This window comes from Halolamina litorea (genome assembly GCF_026616205.1).
In the GTDB taxonomy this organism is placed as follows: Archaea; Halobacteriota; Halobacteria; order Halobacteriales; family Haloferacaceae; genus Halolamina; species Halolamina litorea.
This window is the reverse complement of sequence record NZ_JANHGR010000001.1, coordinates 659426-674837: the sequence shown is the minus strand read 5'-3', so window position 1 is coordinate 674837 and position 15412 is coordinate 659426. Positions and strand designations below refer to the sequence as shown.

Below are 15412 nucleotides of genomic sequence, written 5' to 3'. Positions count from 1 at the left end.
CCGTTCTCGGCTGCGAGAGTCCCGTATGCTTCCGACGCCGGCCTCCGCGCAGTTAGCCGTCGGCCGGAACGGTTGTTCCGTCGGGGCGGAGGGCACACGGTGAGCGCGCCGCTCTCGGGGCTGCTGACCGACCGGACGGTGCTGCTCGCGCTCGTGGTGCTGTTCGGCGGCGGCGTCTCCGCCGGGATGCTCGGGCTGCTCGTCGCGAACGCCTACTTCCTGCCCGGGCCGCCGCCGACGTGGTCGCTGCGGGCGGGCGCCGCCGTGGCGGTGCTCGGCGCGATCCTGACCGGGGTCGGCCTGCTTCTCGCGGTGCTCGACGGCACACTCCGGGGGACCGGCAACGCCGCCCCGTGGATGATCGCCGCGGGCGTTTTGAGCTACGTGGCGGGTGTGGTGATGCTCGAAGTTCGATCCCGCCCCGATACGTCGTGGTGATCAGGCCGACTCGCGGGCGAGCCGTGGCGCCGGAACGGGCCGGACGACGCCGAACACGAGTCTGTTGAGCGCCCAGCCGGCGTTCAGGCCGATCATCGCGACGCCGACGACGCCGGCGGGGAGTGGGTAGCGAAACACGAGGAAGCCGACAGAGACGACGGCGAAGGTGGCGAGCGGGAGCACGACACGCCAGCCCGGGAGTCGGTCCGCGGCGGCGACTGTCAGGCAGGTGAGGAGGGCGGCGGCGACGCCGACGGGCCACGCTGTGAACGGGTCCGTCGCGCCGATGAGCACGAGTGCCGCCGGCCCGAGGCCGACGACAGCGAACAGGAGTTCCCGGCGGACGACGTCGTCTTCGGCGGTCACGGCTGGAACTCCGCCGGGAACGGGAAAACGGTGCCGCTCAGACCGCGACGACCCACGCGCGGTAGTCCGCCTCGCGCTCGTACACCTCTTGGAAGACGCGGTCGGCGAAATCCGCGAGGCGGTTCGCGTCGGAGCGCGCGGAGATCCGGACGTTCGTCCCCTCGGCGGTGTCTGGCGACTCCAGGTCCTCGATGCGGAACTCCGGGAACTCGTCGACGAGGCCCTTGACGCGGTCGAGTTCGTCGTCGGTGGTGTCGAGGTTGAACGTCTTCTCGGCGAACTGGAGCCACGGCTGAGGTTCGTCCTCCTCGTCCTCGTCGTCGCCGTCGGGGTCGAACGCCGGCGTTTCGGGAGGTGCGGCCTCGATCGTGAGGAACGCGCTCCCGCGGGTCCGGTGGGCGGTGACGGCGTCGGCGAACAGCTTCCGGCGCTCGGTCGGCGTGTCGGCGTCGAAGCGGGTCATACCGGTGCTCTGCGGGCCGCCGACTAATCAGTCCCGGCCTCGGCCGCTTTCTTCAAGCCTTTATGCCCTGACCCAGTCGGACTCGGTATGGCCGACTACCACATCCTACTGCTGGGTCCGCCCGGCGCCGGCAAAGGCACGCAGGCGAAGCGACTCTGCGAGACGTACGACCTCGACCACGTCTCGACTGGCGACGCCCTGCGAGCGAACAAGGACATGGAGACGGAGTACGGCACGCCCCGCAGCTTCATGGAGGCCGGCGAACTCGTCCCCGACGAGGTCGTCAACGAAGTGCTCGAGGCCGCGCTCACCGACGCCGACGGCTACGTGCTCGACGGCTACCCGCGGAACCTCGACCAGGTCGAGTTCCTCGACGACGCGACGGAGTTGGACTACGTCTTCTTCCTCGACGTGGACCGCGACGTGCTGGTCGAGCGCCTGACCGGCCGCCGCGTCGACCCCGAGACCGGCGACAACTACCACGTCGAGTTCGACATGCCCGACGACGAGGAGATCCGCGAGCGACTCGTCCAGCGCGACGACGACGAGGAGGACGTGGTTCGCGACCGCCTCGAAGTGTACGAGGAGAACACCGAGCCCGTGATCGAGCACTACCGTGAGACCGGCGAACTGGTCGAGATCGACGGCGAGGGGACGCCCGATGACGTGTTCGAACGCCTGAGCGACGCCGTCGAAGGCGACGACTGAGCGGCCCGGCCGATCGTTTTTGGCCCGGATCGACGGCGAAGGTGAGCAGCGACAAGTAAAAGCTTCATAACGCCCGATAGCAAAGTGAGACTCAATGGTACGGACCGAGAAACGCGTCCGCGAACTCGTCTCGGAGGACCCCGCCATGCGGGAGGTCGTCGAGACGGTGCTCGAGCACGCCGACGACGGCGAAGTCGGGTGGGCGGACGTGAAAGGCGAAATCGAGAGCGGGCAGTGGGGCCGCCTGATCCAGAAGGAGGTGCTGGTCGAGGGCGAGACCGGCTTCCGGATCGAGGACCCCGAGGCCGCCCGCCAGGGGCTGGAAGCCGACGGCGACGGGAGCTCCGGCTCGTCGGCCGACCTCGACGACGTCGAGAGCACGTCGTGGTCGCGCTGGGACAAGATGGCCGGCGTGGGCACCCTGCTGTTCATGGTGGGGTACGCGTACAACCCGATCCGGCAGGCGGTCGGGCAGACCCTCGACCTCGCGTTGGGTCCGCTGCTCGACGTGTTGCCGTTCTACGCCGTCGTACTCCTGCTGGCCATGACCACCGGGCTCTACTCCACCGCCCTCCGGGGTGTGCTGATGGACATGGACAAGATGGGCGCGTATCAGGACCGGATGAAGGACATTCAGGAGCGCCGGAAGGAGGCCAAGGAGCGCGGTGACGACGCCGCGATGCAGAAGATCCAGGAGGAGCAGATGGAGGCCATGGGCGACCAGCTCGGCATGTTCAAAGAGCAGTTCCGCCCGATGGCGTGGATCATGTTCCTCACCATCCCGGTGTTCCTGTGGATGTACTGGGCCATCGGCGCCCGCGGGGCGGTCAGCCACTACGACCTGGGCACCGTCGTCTTCCCGATCTGGGGCGCCCTCGAGTGGACCGAGCCGATGCTCGGGCCGATCCGCCCGTGGATCTTCTGGTACTTCCTCTGCTCGACGGCCTCGATCCAGATCATCCAGAAGGCGATGAACATCGAGATGACGCCGTCGAGTTCGTAGACGCTCCCGTTTTCCCCGTTTCCCGTGTTCGTCGGTCCCGCTACGGCGTGCGTTCTCGGTCAGTCACGCGCCTGACCGTCGCCGCGCCGTCGTCCACCATCGCGCCTGACCGTCGCCGCGCAGTCGGGCCACCACCGCCGGCTTTTTCGATACTCCGCCCCATAGCCCGGCTATGGACACAGTCCGTGAGGCGCTCCGAGAGCTTCCGGAAGCGATCTTCGCCGATCTGCTCGAGAGCGAGTCGGCCTACCGACTCGTGATCGACCTCCCCGGAGCGACCGCCGACACCACCGACCTGCGGACGGAGGGCGGCCGACTCCACATCGAGGCACGCCGCGAGAAGTCCTTCGACGGGGCGTTCGACTACGTCCGGGAGGACCGCCCGCTCTTCCTCGACGCCGAGATCCCGCTGCCCCCGGACGCCGGCACCGAGGCCGAAGCGTCGATGAGCCGTGGCGTGCTCACGGTGACGGTCCCCAAGCGCTCGGCCGACCCCGCCGAGTCGATCGAGATCCGCGAGGCCTGATGCTCCGTCGAGTCGCCGCCGCCACCGAGCCGCCGCGACGAGGGGGGTGATTCGGCCTGGCGTCACTCCGTGCCTACTGGCGCTTCCTCGTCGTCCTGAAGGGGTTCTTCCCGCTGCTGTTCGCGTGGACGCGGGACCGTAACCGCTTCCTGCTGTTCGGTCGGAGCCGAAGCGTCGACAGCGAGACCCGAGTGGAGCGCGCCGAGACGCTGCTCGAGACGCTGCTGACGCTCGGACCGACGTTCATCAAGCTCGGACAGCTACTGTCGACCCGGCCGGACATCGTCCCGCCGGAGTACGTCGACGTGCTCTCGAGTCTGCAAGACGAGGTCCCCCCGGCCGACTGGGCCGAGGCCAAGGAGGTCCTCGAAGGGGAACTGGGCCCCGTCGAGGAGACGTTCGAGTCCTTCGACACCGAGGCTATCAGCGGCGCGAGTCTCGGGCAGGTGTACCGTGCGGTCCACGACGGCGAGCAGGTCGCCGTGAAGGTCCGCCGTCCGGGAATCGTGCCCCTGGTCAACGCCGACCTCCGGGTGATCCGCTGGTCGCTACCGATCATCGTCTACTTCGTCGACCAGTCGAGTTCGTTCTCGCTGTCGAACCTCGCCGAGGAGTTCTCCCAGACGATGCGCCAGGAGATGGACTACGGGCGCGAGCGGGCGATGCTCGAGGAGATCAGGACGAACTTCGACGACAACCCCAACATCCGGATCCCCGACGCCCACATCGACGCCTCCGGGGACGCCGTGCTGACGATGGAGTACCTCCCGGGGACGAAGATCAACGACATCGACGAACTCGACGCGAAGGGGATCGACCGAACCGAACTGGCGACCCGCCTCCAACGCATCTACCTCCAGATGATCATCGACGACGGCGTGTTCCACGCCGACCCCCATCCGGGGAACCTCGCGGTCGACGACGAGGGAGCGATCATCTTCTACGACTTCGGGATGAGCGGCCGGGTCGACCCGTTCATTCAGGAGAAGATCGTCGACTTCTACGTGGCCATCGCCGAGCAGGACACCGACGCCATCCTCGACGCCCTCACGGAGATGGGCACCCTCTCGCCGGAAGCCGACCGGCAGGTGATGGGCCAAGTGATGGAGTTGGCCATCGAGGACGCCCGCGGCGAAGACATCGAGCAGTACCGCGTCCAGCAGATCATCGAGCAGGTCGAGGGGACCATCTACGAGTTCCCGCTGCGGCTCCCGCGGAACCTCGCGCTCGTGCTCCGAGTCGCCACCGTCGTCGAGGGGGTCTGTGTCACGCTCGACCCCGATTTCGACTTCATCAGCGTCGCGACCGACTACCTCCGTGAGGAGGGCTACCGCGAGCAGACCGCCCGACGGATCGCCGAGGAGGCCGGCAAGCAGGTACAGGAGACCGCGAGCGCGCTGGTGACGGTGCCCGGAAAGCTCGACCGGGTCCTCACGGGGATCGAGGGCGAGAACCTCTCGGTCAACATCAACGTCGAGGACGGCAACGACGTGTTCAGGGACCTCGCGTTGCGGCTGATCCTGGGGATCTTCGTCGCCGCCGGCGTGCTCTCGGCGGCGCTGATCTACGCGTTCGGGCAGGACTGGCGGGTGTCGGTCGGCATCCTCGCGGTCACGGCGCCGCTGGTCCTGGCGCTCTGGCGCTCGTTCCGACGCAAGCGCGCGATCCGGGCGACGCCGCAGTTCACCCGACAGAGCATGCGCCAGCGCGACGGGGACTGACGCCGCCGGCACCACGGCACTTTTGCGAGGCCCCGACCCAGAGCCGATATGGACGTATCACCGTTCGGGCTCGAACGCTGGTTCGCGGAGTACGAACACGAGGCAGACATCATGTTGGCCGAGAGCGGGATCCGCTCGCTGCCGGCCGACCGCTTCGACCTCGACCCCGGAAAACTCGGCTACGTGATCCCCACGAACGGCGATCCCGAGTTCCGCGCCGACGTGGGCGAGCGCTACGGCCGCAGCGCCGACGAAGTGCTGTTCACCGTCGGCACGCAGGAGGCGAACTTCCTCACCTTCCTCTCGCTGCTGAACTCAGAACACGGCGACCACGCGGTCGTAGTCACGCCGACCTATCAGGCGCTCCACGCGGTGCCGGAGGCGTTCGGCGAAGTCACTCGGGTGCCCTTGAACCGCGAGGACTGGTCGGTCGACCTCGCGGGCGTCGAAGAAGCGATCCGCGACGACACCGCCGTCGTCGTGTTGAACAACCCCAACAACCCCACGGGCAAGTACCACGACGAGGAGACGGTCCGGGAGCTGTACGACCTCGCCGCCGAGAACGACACGTTCCTGCTCTGTGACGAGGTCTACCGACTGCTCGCCGAGGAGCCGATCACGCCCGCGGCGGCGATGGGCGAGTACGGCATCTCGACGACGAGCCTCACCAAGGCCTACGGGCTAGCGGGCCTGCGTTTCGGCTGGGTCGTCGGCGACGCCGACGTGGTCGAGCGTGCCTGGCGCTGGAAGGACTACACCACCATCTCGCCCACGCTGTTCGGCCAGCACGTCGCCAAGCAGGCCATGGGTGAGCAGGAACGGGAGATCCTGCGGGAGAACCGCGACCTCGCCACGAAGCACCGTGGGATCGTCGCCGACTGGCTCGACGAACACGGACTGGCGTGGACCGAACCGGTCGGCGTCAACGGCTTCGTGACGGTGCCGGAGGGGTTCGAGGACGCAGAGGAGTTCTGTCGCGTCGTCGTCGAGGAGGCGTCGGTGGTGCTCGCGCCGGGGCACCTGTTCGGGCCCTACGAGGACCGCTTCCGCATCGGCTTCGGGCTCCCGACGGCAGAGCTGGAGGAGGGCCTGGAGCGGGTCGGCGACGTGATCGAGAGCCGTTAGGCGTCGTCCTCGGTCGCACAGCCACACGCCTCGCAGCCGCAATCGTCCGCCGTCTCCTCGGCCGGCGTCGCCGGCTTGGGAACGACGGTCACGTGGTCGATGCCGACCGAGTGTTGTCTCGTAGCCATGGTAGACGTGTGGGTCTCGCCACCTAAGAGATTACCCATACGCATAACGTATCCAGGGTCCCGGGGAGATACGTGAGAGGTATATCCATGTCTCGGGGGTATCGTCCCGGCGTGCTCGGAGAACTGGGGCGCATCGGCGCCGGCCGCGACGCGGCTCGCTCCAGCGGTGTCGACCGCGGGCGCGCTACGGCAGCGAAAAGACGGGGTCGGGACCGCTCAGAACGTCTCGTCGTAGAGCTCCTGTGCGTGCTCGATAGCGTCGAGGGCAGCGGCCTTGTCCTCCCAGCCGAGGGTAGTGACCTCCTTGCCCTCCTCGAGGTTCTTGTAGGTCTCGAAGAACTCGTCGATCTCGTCGAGGGTCTGTTGGGGGATGTCCTCGAGGTCCTCGATGTGGTCGAAGCGGGGGTCCTCGCTGGGAACGGCGATGACTTTGTCGTCCTGCTCGCCGTCGTCGTCCATCTTCATCAGCGCGACGGGACGAGCCTCGATGATGCAGCCGGGGAAGGTGGCGTCCTCGACCATCACCATCACGTCGAAGGGGTCCTCGTCGTCGTAGTAGGTCTGCGGGATGAAGCCGTAGTCGTAGGGGTAGTGGACGTTCGAGTGCAGCACCCGGTCGAGGACGACGCCGGGCACGTCCTTGTCGTACTCGTACTTGTTGCGCTCGCCCTTCAGACACTCCACGACTGCGTAGATCTCCTCGGGCGCGTCCGGCCCGGTTTCGAGGTCTTCCCAGAGGTTCGTCATGCCTCAGAACGTTCCGCCAAGTCGGGCAAATGCCTTTCGGGATGTTCCTGTCCGGGCGAAAACGCTTTTAGGTTGGGACGAGTACCTTTCAACGCGAGCACTAGACGATACCCGTCGTGGCAGTTCGACGACGACGCCCCGGGAAGGAGGGCGGCGGCGTTGAGGCGGCGGGACCGAACGGTGCCACTAAAACAATGTCAGAGGCAGAAGCAGTCAACGAAGAATCGGGTATCGCACGAGACCTCACCGCGTTCCAGCAGAACATCCTCATCATCCTCTCCGAGGAGGCGATGTACGGGCTCGCGATCAAGCGGGAGCTCGAAGGGTACTACGGGACCGAGGTCAACCACGGTCGACTCTACCCCAACCTCGACGACCTCGTCGAGCTCGAACTGGTGGAGAAGAGCGAACTCGACAAGCGGACGAACCAGTACGCGCTGACCGAGAAGGGTCGCGAGGCCGTCCTCGACAGCATCGAGTGGACCCTCTCGCGCTTCGTCACCGACGAGGAGCGTGCCGACGAGGTTCGCGCGATCCTCGACGAGCAGGCCTAAGCGTCGACCGCCGACGCCGGCGGTTCAGTATCGGCCGCGACGAACACTTTTCGAACGGACTCACCGATCAGCGACGCCTCCGTCTCGCTGGGCCACGCGTTGCGCGGGTAGTACTCGGTGAGGAACTCCCGGACCTCCTCCGTGGTCAGTTTCTCGGCAGGCTTGGCGTAGTGGTTGCTGGCGAAGTCGGCGAACGCGCGAGCGTTGCCCGCGTGATCGGGCGCTTGCTCGGCGACGGCGTCGACGAGGCCGTCGTTGTGCTCGGCGATCTCCTGCCAGTGCTCGGGGTCGCCCGGGCCCGAGAGGGTGATCTCGACCGCCCGCTCGGTGTCCTCGACGCGGTCGAACTGGACGATGCCCTCCTCAAGCCACTCCTCGGGGTAGAGCACGAGCGTGTCGTCCTCCTCCCGGATGCGGCTCTCGTAGTCGTGGTCGGCGAGGAGGTCGTCACGGCGCTCACGGTAGACCGCCGCCTCTTCCATCGCGCCCTCGCCGTCGGCCCGCCGCTCGGCCGCACGAGCCAGTCGCGTGAGCCGTTCGGCCTCGTCGGCGGCGTCGGCCGGGATGTCAGGGATTCGCTCCGCCTCGTCGGCGTCCGTTTCGGCCGTTCCGGTGTCGCTATCGGTCATCGAGTGCCTCGTTCGCCAAGTCGTCGGCGCGGTCGTTTATCTCCCGCGGAACGTGCTCGATCCCCCACCGGTCGAACCGCCGGAGTAGCTCCCGCGCCGTGACGCGCTTCTCCTTGAGATCGGGGTCGTTGGTGTTCCACTCCCCGCGGAGCTGTTTGACCACGAGCTGTGAGTCCCCGCGGATGTCGAGTTCGTCGATACCGAGGTCGCGTGCGGCCCGGAGCGCGCGGAGGAGCGCCTCGTACTCGGCTTGGTTGTTGGTCGCGCGCCCGATCCGCTCGCCGCCCTCGGCGACGATGCCGTCGCTGGTGACGATGGCCCAGCCGACGGCCGCGGGGCCGGGGTTGCCACGGCTCGCGCCGTCGAAGTAGACGTGGGCGCGGCCACCACCCTCCTTCAGCAGGAGGGTGAGGTCGGTGGGTGTGGCACCCTGTACGACGACCTTGTCGTCGTAGGCGACGGCCACGGCGTCGCCGTGTTGGGCGCGCCAGCGTTCGTGATCGGTGTTCCCGGGCGTGGTCTCGACGCCCGCATCCTGCAGGCGCTCGCGTGCCGTCTCGGGGTCGACGGTGACGGTCGGCATGGGCCGGCTTACCCGCCGGGCCACTATAGGCAGTTCGTTCGGGGGATCGATCGCTTGACGGCGACCGAACAACTGGGGTTTGGCAAACTTTTACCCGAGTTGCTTTCGTCGTCAACGAACAGGATGTCGCGGCCAACTCGACAACGGGAGTCCGAGCGGGGGCGTGTTCGGGGGAACACCGAGGAAGCGGGGGACGCCGAGACGGCTGACGCCGAGGAGATCGACCCCGATGAGGTCGACCCCGACGAACTTCGGCGCACGTCCGACGGGGAGCTGATCCACGAACCGACGGGGCTGATCCTGGAGGAGGACAACATCGACCCCGGCCCGGAGTGGCGCGCGTTCAACCACTCCGAGCGCCAGAGCAAGTCCCGCGTCGGCGCCCCGACGACGAAGACGATGCACGACAAGGGGCTGACGACGACCATCGACTGGAAGGACAAGGACGCCTACGGGCGGGCGCTCTCCTCGGAGAAGCGCTCCCAGATGCACCGGCTGCGGAAGTGGCAGGAGCGCATCCGGACGAAGGACGCCGGCGAGCGGAACCTCCAGTTCGCGCTCTCGGAGGTCGATCGGATGGCCTCCGCCCTCGGCGTCCCCCGGTCGGTCCGCGAGGTGGCGTCGATGATCTACCGACGCTCGCTCGACGGCGACCTGATCCGCGGGCGCTCCATCGAGGGCGTCGCCACCTCGGCGCTCTACGCGGCCTGCCGGAAGGAGGGGATCCCGCGGAGCCTCGAAGAGATCTCGGAAGTCTCCCGGGTCGAACGCAAGGAGATCGGTCGCACCTACCGCTACGTCTCACAGGAGTTGGGACTGGAGATGCGGCCGGTCGACCCGAAGAAGTACGTCCCGCGGTTCTGTTCTGACCTCGACCTCAACGAGGAGGTGCAGGCGAAAGCCAGCGAGATCATCGACACGACCGCCGAGCAGGGCCTGCTCTCGGGGAAGTCCCCAACGGGCTACGCCGCCGCGGCCATCTACGCGGCGTCGCTGCTCTGTAACGAGAAGAAGACCCAGCGCGAGGTCGCCGACGTGGCCCAGGTGACCGAAGTCACCATCCGGAACCGGTACCAGGAGCAGATCGAGGCGATGGGAATCCACGGGTAGTCGACCCGCCCCGGCGCGTTCCACGAACTCCCGACCGCTTCTCCGTTCGTCATCGACGCCGACAGCGACGGCATCGTCGACGACCGGCCGCGGCGCCGTCGGGCGCCGCGGGGAACTTTCAAGCCCGTGTAGCGCCGAGTCGGGAGTGATGCGACTGGACGAGTATCTCGAGTACGAGGCCGACGAGGCCGCCGAACGGCGGCGCCTCGCCGAGGAGAAGAGCTACGAGATACTCGACCACCTGGAGTCCTTCGAGAACCGCTTCGAGGAACACGTCAGCGGCGACTCGCTCGTCGGCAGTGTCTCGCCCTCCATCTTCGTCGGTCGGTCGGACTACCCGAAGGTATCGACGGGGATCCTCTCGCCGGTCGGCCACGAGGACGACGCCGGCCGGTTCGAGACCAGCGGCCAGTGGTACGACGAGGGCGTCGGTATCGCCGACGTGTTCGAACGCCGGACGAGCCTGCTGAACTCCAACCGCACCGGCGTCGGCGTCGACGTGAACGACGCGTGGGACGGCTTCACCGGCGTCCAACGGGAGATCGCCATCGCCGACCGCCCCGTCGGCGTCGAAGTCGGCCTCGACGGCCGGCCGGACGTGGACTACGACGTGTCCCGCGACGACGTGGCGACGCCGGTAGGACCGCGTGCGACCGCCCAGTCGGCCGACCTCACCGAGAACCCCCACGTGCCCCGGGCCGTCGAGAAAACGCTCGAAGACGACGACTGGCAGGCTCAGGGAGCCATCAACTACCTCTACCGCCGCGGGTTCGACGTGTACGACATCAACACGATCCTCTCGGCGGGCGCGCTGGGGCAGGCCAAGAACCGCAAGCTGGTTCCGACCCGCTGGTCGATCACGGCCGTCGACGACACCGTCGGCCAGTACCTCCGGGGCACCCTCCGCGGGAACCAGAGCGTCGACAAGGTGGAGGTCCACCACAACGAGTACCTCGGCAACAGCTTCTGGGTGATACTCGCGCCGGGCAAGTGGGAGTACGAACTGGTCGAGATGAAGGCCCCCGGGAGCATCTGGAACCCCGACCCCGCGGCGGGCACCTACCTCGCCAGCGCCCACGAGGGGTTCGAGGGGCGCACCGGCTACGTCGACGAAACCGCCGGCGCCTACTACGCCGCCCGGCTTGGCGTACTGGAGCATCTCTCCGAACGGGGCCGGCAGGCGAAGGCGCTGGTCCTCCGGCACGTCTCCGACGACTACTGGGGGCCGGTGGGTGTCTGGCAGGTCCGGGAGGCGATCCGGCACGCCTTCGAGGGCGAACACGGGAGCGCGGAGAGCCTCTCGGCGGCGGTCGGGGAGGTGGGTCGTCACCTGCCGGTCGGACAGGGCCGGCTCCGGCGAAAATCGACGATGGCGGCGGGGATCCAGTCCAGCCTGCTGGAGTTCTGACTATTCGGTGGCGACCGGGCCGCGGCCGACGACACCCTCGACGGCGTCGACGAACGTCCGCCGGGAGTCGAAGTAGGTCGTGTCGGTTTCTTCGAGCACGTCTGCGAGGGGTTTCGGCCCCTCGGGCGTCCGGATGGTCGCGTCGCCCTCCTTCTCGACGATGCGGCTGCGCTCCTGTGGCCACGTGAGTCGCGAGGCGACGCGGGAGAGCGGCGCCCCATCGACGGCGGTCCCCTCGCCGAGTTCGACGGCCGGCTCCTCCTCGCCTTCGGTCTCCTCTTCGCTCATAGCCGGCGTATCGGCTGTCCGAACGGTAACGCTTTCGATGCGGGCGGCATCGACAGCCCTACCTGTCGGCATGCGTATATATGTCTGACGTACGGATTTTTGTCGGTGGAGCCTGTTGCACACGACATGACCAGTCTCTCGGAGGTGTACAAGCCCGACGCGGAGTTCCAGACCAGCCTCCGACGACTGTACGCGGGGCTGGGGTTGTTCGCGCTGGGCGGCCTGCTCGTCGTCGTCGCCATCCTCGTCGCGGCGACCGGCATCGTGGGCTCACAGACTGTCGCCCGGGAGTGGGCGGGGGTCCTCGGCGGAATCGGCGTCCCGGCCGCGATACTCGGGATTTTCGCCGTGCTCCCCTCGGGGCGACGGACTCGCGTGGCCGCGATCATCGGCGCCGCGCTCTCGCTGCTCGGGGTCGCGCTGTTCGTCCACGCGTTCCCCTGCCAGTGGGTCGGGACCAACTGCCTGGGCGACAAGACGCTGCTGACCCTGCCCGTGGCGCTGCTGTACTCCTCCGGCGTGATCACGACGCTCTGGTGTCTGTTCACCGGGATCGTCAACTTCGAGTCCCGGAACAACCCCGGCGGCACCGCCCGCGTCGAAGTGACCACGCAGGGCGAGACGAAGGTGATCGAAGTCCCGACCTCCGAACTCTCGAAGTTCTCGGGCAGTATGGGCGTGCTCGGCGGCACACCCGACGTTGAGGCCCCCGACCGGCCGGGCGCCGGCGGCGGGAGCACCGACGGCGCGGTCAGTGACGGCGGCGCGTCGACGAACACCATCAACGACGTGGACGTCGGCGGCGCGTTCATCGACACCGACGACAGCCCCGCCGGCCCGACCGGTTCCGACGGGACGAGTTACCCCTCCGGCACGGGACAGTCCGGATCGGCTGGCCCCTCGACCGCCGGGCCGTCGGACCCCGGCCCATCGAGGTCCACGTCGTCCGGTTCCGCCGGCCGTTCGGATCGCTCCGGCGGCGCGACCGAGGTCAAAGGTGTCGACGCCGACGGGAGTGCCGCCCGCACCAGCAGCACCGACACGGCCGGCGACGTGAAAGGCGTCGACAACGGTCGTCGCTCGCCGCGGCGCGAGGACGACTGGACCCCGACCGGCGCCGCGCCCGAACAAGCCGAGAGCGGTCCCGACCGGGACAGCTACTGTGGCTCCTGTACGCACTTCGAGTACATCCAGACCGAACAGGGGATGCAGCCCTACTGTGGCGCCCACGACGAGATGATGGACGACATGGAAGCCTGCGACGACTACACCCCGCGGCGGTAGCTCAGAGCGCGGCGAGGGTCTCCCGTACGTCGGCCCAGTGCGATCCTTTCCAGAACCACTGTCCACAGTCCCGACAGCGATAGGGCTGGACGCCGTCGGGGACGTGTTCGGGGCGCTCACCGCCGGCGTCGACGGCCCCGACGCGGCCGTTACAGGCCGCACATCGGGCTGGTTGCTCGGGCAGCGAGAGCGCCACCCCGGCGTCGCGGAGTTCGCGGAGTTGCCCCTCGACCTCGCGTTCGGTGAGCAACAGCGCGCCGTCGGTCCGCTGGGCCAACTGTTCGTCACGGGTCAGCAGCGTCCGATCCTCAGCGCCTGCGAGGTCGTGGATCACGTCGTCGGCCTCGATCCCGTGATCCAGCGCGTAGGCGGTGTCGTAGCCACACATCCGGAGGTACGTCGCCAGCTTCCCGAGCATCACGTCCAGCAGGAACCGCGGGCTTGCGGCGGCGGCGTCGGCGTCGGTGGCGTCGCCACCGTCACCGCCGCTGCGTTCGGAGCCGCGGTCGCTCACGAGTCGAGGAACGCCCGCACGCCGTCGAGGTCCCGAGCCGTGAGCACGTCGGCGGTCTCGGCCCAACCCCGTCGGGCGGTGTGGACGCCGTAGCGCATCTCCGAGAGCGCGCCGGGACGGTGGGCGTCGGTGTCGATGGCGACCGTCGCTCCCGCTTCGACGGCGATCCGGACCGCCGCGTCGGGGAGGTCGAGTCGGCTGGGGTTCGCGTTGAGTTCGAGCGCGGTGCCGGCGTCGACGGCCGCCTCGGCCAGCCGCTCGAAATCGGGCGACAGCCCGGGCCGTTGGTTGATCAGCCGGCCGGTCGGGTGCCCCAGGATATCCGTTTCCGGGTGCTCGATGGCGGTGACGAGCCGCTCGGTGGCTTCCTCGCGGCCCTGGTCGAGCGCGGCGTGTGGCGAGGCGATGACGACGTCCAGTTCCGCCAGGAGGTCGTCGGGCGTCGAGAGCTCGCCGTCGGCGGTGATGTTGGTCTCGACGCCGTGGAGCAGTTCGAGGTCGTGGCCCGCCTCGGCGAGGCGCTCGCGGGCGTCATCGACGGCGGCCATCTGCTCGCGGACCGCCTCGGGGGAGAGCCCGGTGTTGCCGAACACGCCCGGCCCCTCGGCGTGGTCGGTGATGGCGAGGTACTCGTACCCCCGTTCGGCGGCGGCGGTCGCCATCTCCTCGATGGTGGCTTCGGCGTCGGACCACTCGGTGTGGGCGTGGAGGTCCCCCCGGATCTCGTCCTCTTCGATCAGGTCCGGTAGCTGGTCCTCCTGAGCGGCCTCGATCTCGCCGGTGTTCTCCCTGATCTCGGGGGGGACGAGCGGCAGGTCGAGCGCCTCGTACATCCCGGCCTCGGTCTCACCGGCGACGCGTTCGCCGACGCGCTGGCCGGCGTCGGGGTCGTCGACGCCCGACACGTCGAAGCAGCCGTACTCGTTCAGCTTCAGGTCCCGGGAGATGGCGACGTTGCGCAGGTGGATGTTGTGGTCGCGGCTGCCGGTGAAGTACTGCAGCGCCGCGCCGAACTCCGAGGGATCGACGACACGGAGGTCGACCCGGACGCCGTCGCCGGTTCGGAGGCTGGCCTTCGTCGTGCCGGCCTCGATGGTGTCCGCGGAGTCCTCCCACTCGAGGAACGCCTCGACGACCGCCTCGCCGTCGTCGCTGGCGGCGAGTACGTCCACGTCGCCGATGGTCTCTTTCCACCGCCGGTTCGAGCCCGCGAGTTCGGCCGCCTCGACGGCGTCGATGCTCGCGAGGTAGTCACGAGCGGCCTCGCCGAGCGGGCGACCCTTCCCCAAGAGCGTGCGCTCGTGGGCCTGTCGGGCGAACGGGATCCCGTCGAGGATGTTCTGTTCGGTCTTCGCACCGAACCCCTTGACGTCCTGAATCTCCCCGGCATCCGCGGCGGCTTCGAGGTCGTCGAGGTCGGTGATGCCCAGTTCGTCGTAGAGGGTGCCGACGGTCTTGGGGCCGACGCCCTCGACGCTCGTGAGCGCGGCCATGTCGACGGGTAGCTCATCCCGGAGGACCTCGAGTTCCTCGATCTCGCCGGTTTCGACGTACTCGACGAGTTTGGCGGCGATGGCGTCGCCGACGCGGTTGATCCGGGAGACGGCGTCCTCGCCCTCGGCGGCCAGCCCCTCGACCGGCTCGGGGTACTCACGTACGTTCTCGGCGGCGCGGCGGTAGGCGCTCGGTTTGTACTCCACGTCCGTGGCCTCCAGCAGGTCGGCCATCTCTTCGAGGAGGCTCGCGAGTTCGTCGTTTGTAGGCATGGTGTCCGTATGGGGTCGAAGTGGTGTCAGATCGGTTTCGTCGCGGTAGCA

The 15412-nt window shown here is 68.2% G+C and carries 19 protein-coding genes; 10 read left to right on the top strand and 9 right to left on the bottom strand.

The genetic code is table 11. The annotated features are described in order from the left end of the window. Nucleotides 1-99: 99 nt before the first annotated feature. Complete coding sequence (locus NO998_RS03620; protein WP_267645676.1) at nt 100-438, top strand: hypothetical protein; 339 nt, start codon at nt 100-102, stop codon at nt 436-438. Here NO998_RS03620 and NO998_RS03615 read toward each other — a convergent pair whose 3' ends face one another. After that, a complete protein-coding gene (locus tag NO998_RS03615) occupies nt 439-804 on the bottom strand; it encodes a hypothetical protein (protein ID WP_267645675.1) in 366 nt (121 codons plus the stop codon). A gap of 37 nt (nt 805-841) precedes the next feature. Continuing rightward, nucleotides 842-1267: a DUF7975 family protein gene (locus NO998_RS03610; RefSeq protein ID WP_267645674.1), complete on the bottom strand. Its 426-nt coding sequence runs from the start codon at nt 1265-1267 to the stop codon at nt 842-844. A gap of 87 nt (nt 1268-1354) precedes the next feature. On the opposite strand from NO998_RS03610, the gene NO998_RS03605 reads away from it, so the two are divergent. The 5 genes from NO998_RS03605 (at nt 1355) to NO998_RS03585 (ending at nt 6350) form a co-directional block, all read left to right on the top strand. Then, the gene (locus NO998_RS03605) at nt 1355-1975 is read left to right on the top strand and encodes an adenylate kinase (RefSeq protein WP_267645673.1); all 621 of its coding nucleotides are present in this window, start codon (nt 1355-1357) and stop codon (nt 1973-1975) included. Between the two features lie 94 nt (nt 1976-2069). Beyond that, a complete protein-coding gene (locus NO998_RS03600) occupies nt 2070-2978 on the top strand; it encodes a DUF106 domain-containing protein (protein WP_267645672.1) in 909 nt (302 codons plus the stop codon). A 172-nt stretch (nt 2979-3150) separates the two neighbouring features. Beyond that, nucleotides 3151-3504 carry an Hsp20/alpha crystallin family protein gene (locus NO998_RS03595; RefSeq protein ID WP_267645671.1) on the top strand — a complete coding sequence of 118 codons (354 nt, stop codon included), beginning with the start codon at nt 3151-3153 and terminating at the stop codon, nt 3502-3504. 56 nt (nt 3505-3560) lie between these two features. Next, a complete protein-coding gene (locus tag NO998_RS03590; RefSeq protein WP_267647181.1) occupies nt 3561-5225 on the top strand; it encodes an ABC1 kinase family protein in 1665 nt (554 codons plus the stop codon). A gap of 48 nt (nt 5226-5273) precedes the next feature. After that, nucleotides 5274-6350, top strand: coding sequence for an aminotransferase class I/II-fold pyridoxal phosphate-dependent enzyme (locus tag NO998_RS03585; protein WP_267645670.1), 1077 nt, complete (start codon nt 5274-5276; stop codon nt 6348-6350). Here the strand turns inward: NO998_RS03585 and NO998_RS03580 are convergent. Next, nucleotides 6347-6478 carry a hypothetical protein gene (locus NO998_RS03580; protein WP_267645668.1) on the bottom strand — a complete coding sequence of 44 codons (132 nt, stop codon included), beginning with the start codon at nt 6476-6478 and terminating at the stop codon, nt 6347-6349. The genes NO998_RS03585 and NO998_RS03580 overlap by 4 nt on opposite strands. A gap of 216 nt (nt 6479-6694) precedes the next feature. Then, a complete protein-coding gene (locus NO998_RS03575; protein ID WP_267645667.1) occupies nt 6695-7225 on the bottom strand; it encodes an inorganic diphosphatase in 531 nt (176 codons plus the stop codon). A gap of 194 nt (nt 7226-7419) precedes the next feature. On the opposite strand from NO998_RS03575, the gene NO998_RS03570 reads away from it, so the two are divergent. Then, nucleotides 7420-7779 carry a PadR family transcriptional regulator gene (locus NO998_RS03570; RefSeq protein WP_267645666.1) on the top strand — a complete coding sequence of 120 codons (360 nt, stop codon included), beginning with the start codon at nt 7420-7422 and terminating at the stop codon, nt 7777-7779. On the opposite strand, the gene NO998_RS03565 is transcribed toward NO998_RS03570, so the two are convergent. After that, complete coding sequence (locus NO998_RS03565; RefSeq protein ID WP_267645665.1) at nt 7776-8408, bottom strand: DUF7108 family protein; 633 nt, start codon at nt 8406-8408, stop codon at nt 7776-7778. The genes NO998_RS03570 and NO998_RS03565 overlap by 4 nt on opposite strands. After that, on the bottom strand, nt 8398-8991 hold the full coding sequence (gene rnhA / locus NO998_RS03560) for a ribonuclease HI (RefSeq protein WP_267645664.1): 594 nt from the start codon (nt 8989-8991) through the stop codon (nt 8398-8400). The genes NO998_RS03565 and rnhA overlap by 11 nt, the downstream gene beginning before the upstream one ends. 123 nt (nt 8992-9114) lie before the next feature. On the opposite strand from rnhA, the gene NO998_RS03555 reads away from it, so the two are divergent. Both NO998_RS03555 and nreA read left to right on the top strand, forming a co-directional pair. After that, on the top strand, nt 9115-10101 hold the full coding sequence (locus NO998_RS03555; RefSeq protein WP_267645663.1) for a transcription initiation factor IIB: 987 nt from the start codon (nt 9115-9117) through the stop codon (nt 10099-10101). Nucleotides 10102-10249: 148 nt separating this feature from the next. Then, on the top strand, nt 10250-11509 hold the full coding sequence (gene nreA / locus NO998_RS03550; protein WP_267645662.1) for a DNA repair protein NreA: 1260 nt from the start codon (nt 10250-10252) through the stop codon (nt 11507-11509). On the opposite strand, the gene NO998_RS03545 is transcribed toward nreA, so the two are convergent. Continuing rightward, entirely contained in the window at nt 11510-11797 is a 288-nt protein-coding gene (locus NO998_RS03545) for a DUF5789 family protein (RefSeq protein WP_267645661.1), read from the bottom strand. 126 nt (nt 11798-11923) lie between these two features. Between NO998_RS03545 and NO998_RS03540 the strand changes: the two genes are divergently transcribed. Beyond that, complete coding sequence (locus NO998_RS03540; RefSeq protein ID WP_267645660.1) at nt 11924-13081, top strand: cell division protein CdpA domain-containing protein; 1158 nt, start codon at nt 11924-11926, stop codon at nt 13079-13081. Between the two features lies 1 nt (nt 13082). Here the strand turns inward: NO998_RS03540 and NO998_RS03535 are convergent, their stop codons facing one another. Continuing rightward, a complete protein-coding gene (locus NO998_RS03535) occupies nt 13083-13595 on the bottom strand; it encodes a Mut7-C RNAse domain-containing protein (protein WP_379821171.1) in 513 nt (170 codons plus the stop codon). Beyond that, nucleotides 13592-15361 carry a DNA polymerase/3'-5' exonuclease PolX gene (polX, locus tag NO998_RS03530; RefSeq protein WP_267645659.1) on the bottom strand — a complete coding sequence of 590 codons (1770 nt, stop codon included), beginning with the start codon at nt 15359-15361 and terminating at the stop codon, nt 13592-13594. The genes NO998_RS03535 and polX overlap by 4 nt, the downstream gene beginning before the upstream one ends. Nucleotides 15362-15412: the final 51 nt, after the last annotated feature.

What these genes read in the sequence shown, in the direction of transcription:
- NO998_RS03575 (WP_267645667.1), bottom strand. Translation starts at nt 7,225, where the DNA reads ATGACGAACCTCTGGGAAGACCTCGAAACCGGGCCGGACGCGCCCGAG.
- nreA (WP_267645662.1), top strand. Translation starts at nt 10,250, where the DNA reads ATGCGACTGGACGAGTATCTCGAGTACGAGGCCGACGAGGCCGCCGAA.
- NO998_RS03545 (WP_267645661.1), bottom strand. Translation starts at nt 11,797, where the DNA reads ATGAGCGAAGAGGAGACCGAAGGCGAGGAGGAGCCGGCCGTCGAACTC.
- NO998_RS03585 (WP_267645670.1), top strand. Translation starts at nt 5,274, where the DNA reads ATGGACGTATCACCGTTCGGGCTCGAACGCTGGTTCGCGGAGTACGAA.
- polX (WP_267645659.1), bottom strand. Translation starts at nt 15,361, where the DNA reads ATGCCTACAAACGACGAACTCGCGAGCCTCCTCGAAGAGATGGCCGAC.
- NO998_RS03540 (WP_267645660.1), top strand. Translation starts at nt 11,924, where the DNA reads ATGACCAGTCTCTCGGAGGTGTACAAGCCCGACGCGGAGTTCCAGACC.
- NO998_RS03610 (WP_267645674.1), bottom strand. Translation starts at nt 1,267, where the DNA reads ATGACCCGCTTCGACGCCGACACGCCGACCGAGCGCCGGAAGCTGTTC.
- NO998_RS03580 (WP_267645668.1), bottom strand. Translation starts at nt 6,478, where the DNA reads ATGGCTACGAGACAACACTCGGTCGGCATCGACCACGTGACCGTCGTT.
- NO998_RS03555 (WP_267645663.1), top strand. Translation starts at nt 9,115, where the DNA reads ATGTCGCGGCCAACTCGACAACGGGAGTCCGAGCGGGGGCGTGTTCGG.
- NO998_RS03600 (WP_267645672.1), top strand. Translation starts at nt 2,070, where the DNA reads ATGGTACGGACCGAGAAACGCGTCCGCGAACTCGTCTCGGAGGACCCC.
- NO998_RS03605 (WP_267645673.1), top strand. Translation starts at nt 1,355, where the DNA reads ATGGCCGACTACCACATCCTACTGCTGGGTCCGCCCGGCGCCGGCAAA.
- NO998_RS03595 (WP_267645671.1), top strand. Translation starts at nt 3,151, where the DNA reads ATGGACACAGTCCGTGAGGCGCTCCGAGAGCTTCCGGAAGCGATCTTC.
- NO998_RS03565 (WP_267645665.1), bottom strand. Translation starts at nt 8,408, where the DNA reads ATGACCGATAGCGACACCGGAACGGCCGAAACGGACGCCGACGAGGCG.
- rnhA (WP_267645664.1), bottom strand. Translation starts at nt 8,991, where the DNA reads ATGCCGACCGTCACCGTCGACCCCGAGACGGCACGCGAGCGCCTGCAG.
- NO998_RS03570 (WP_267645666.1), top strand. Translation starts at nt 7,420, where the DNA reads ATGTCAGAGGCAGAAGCAGTCAACGAAGAATCGGGTATCGCACGAGAC.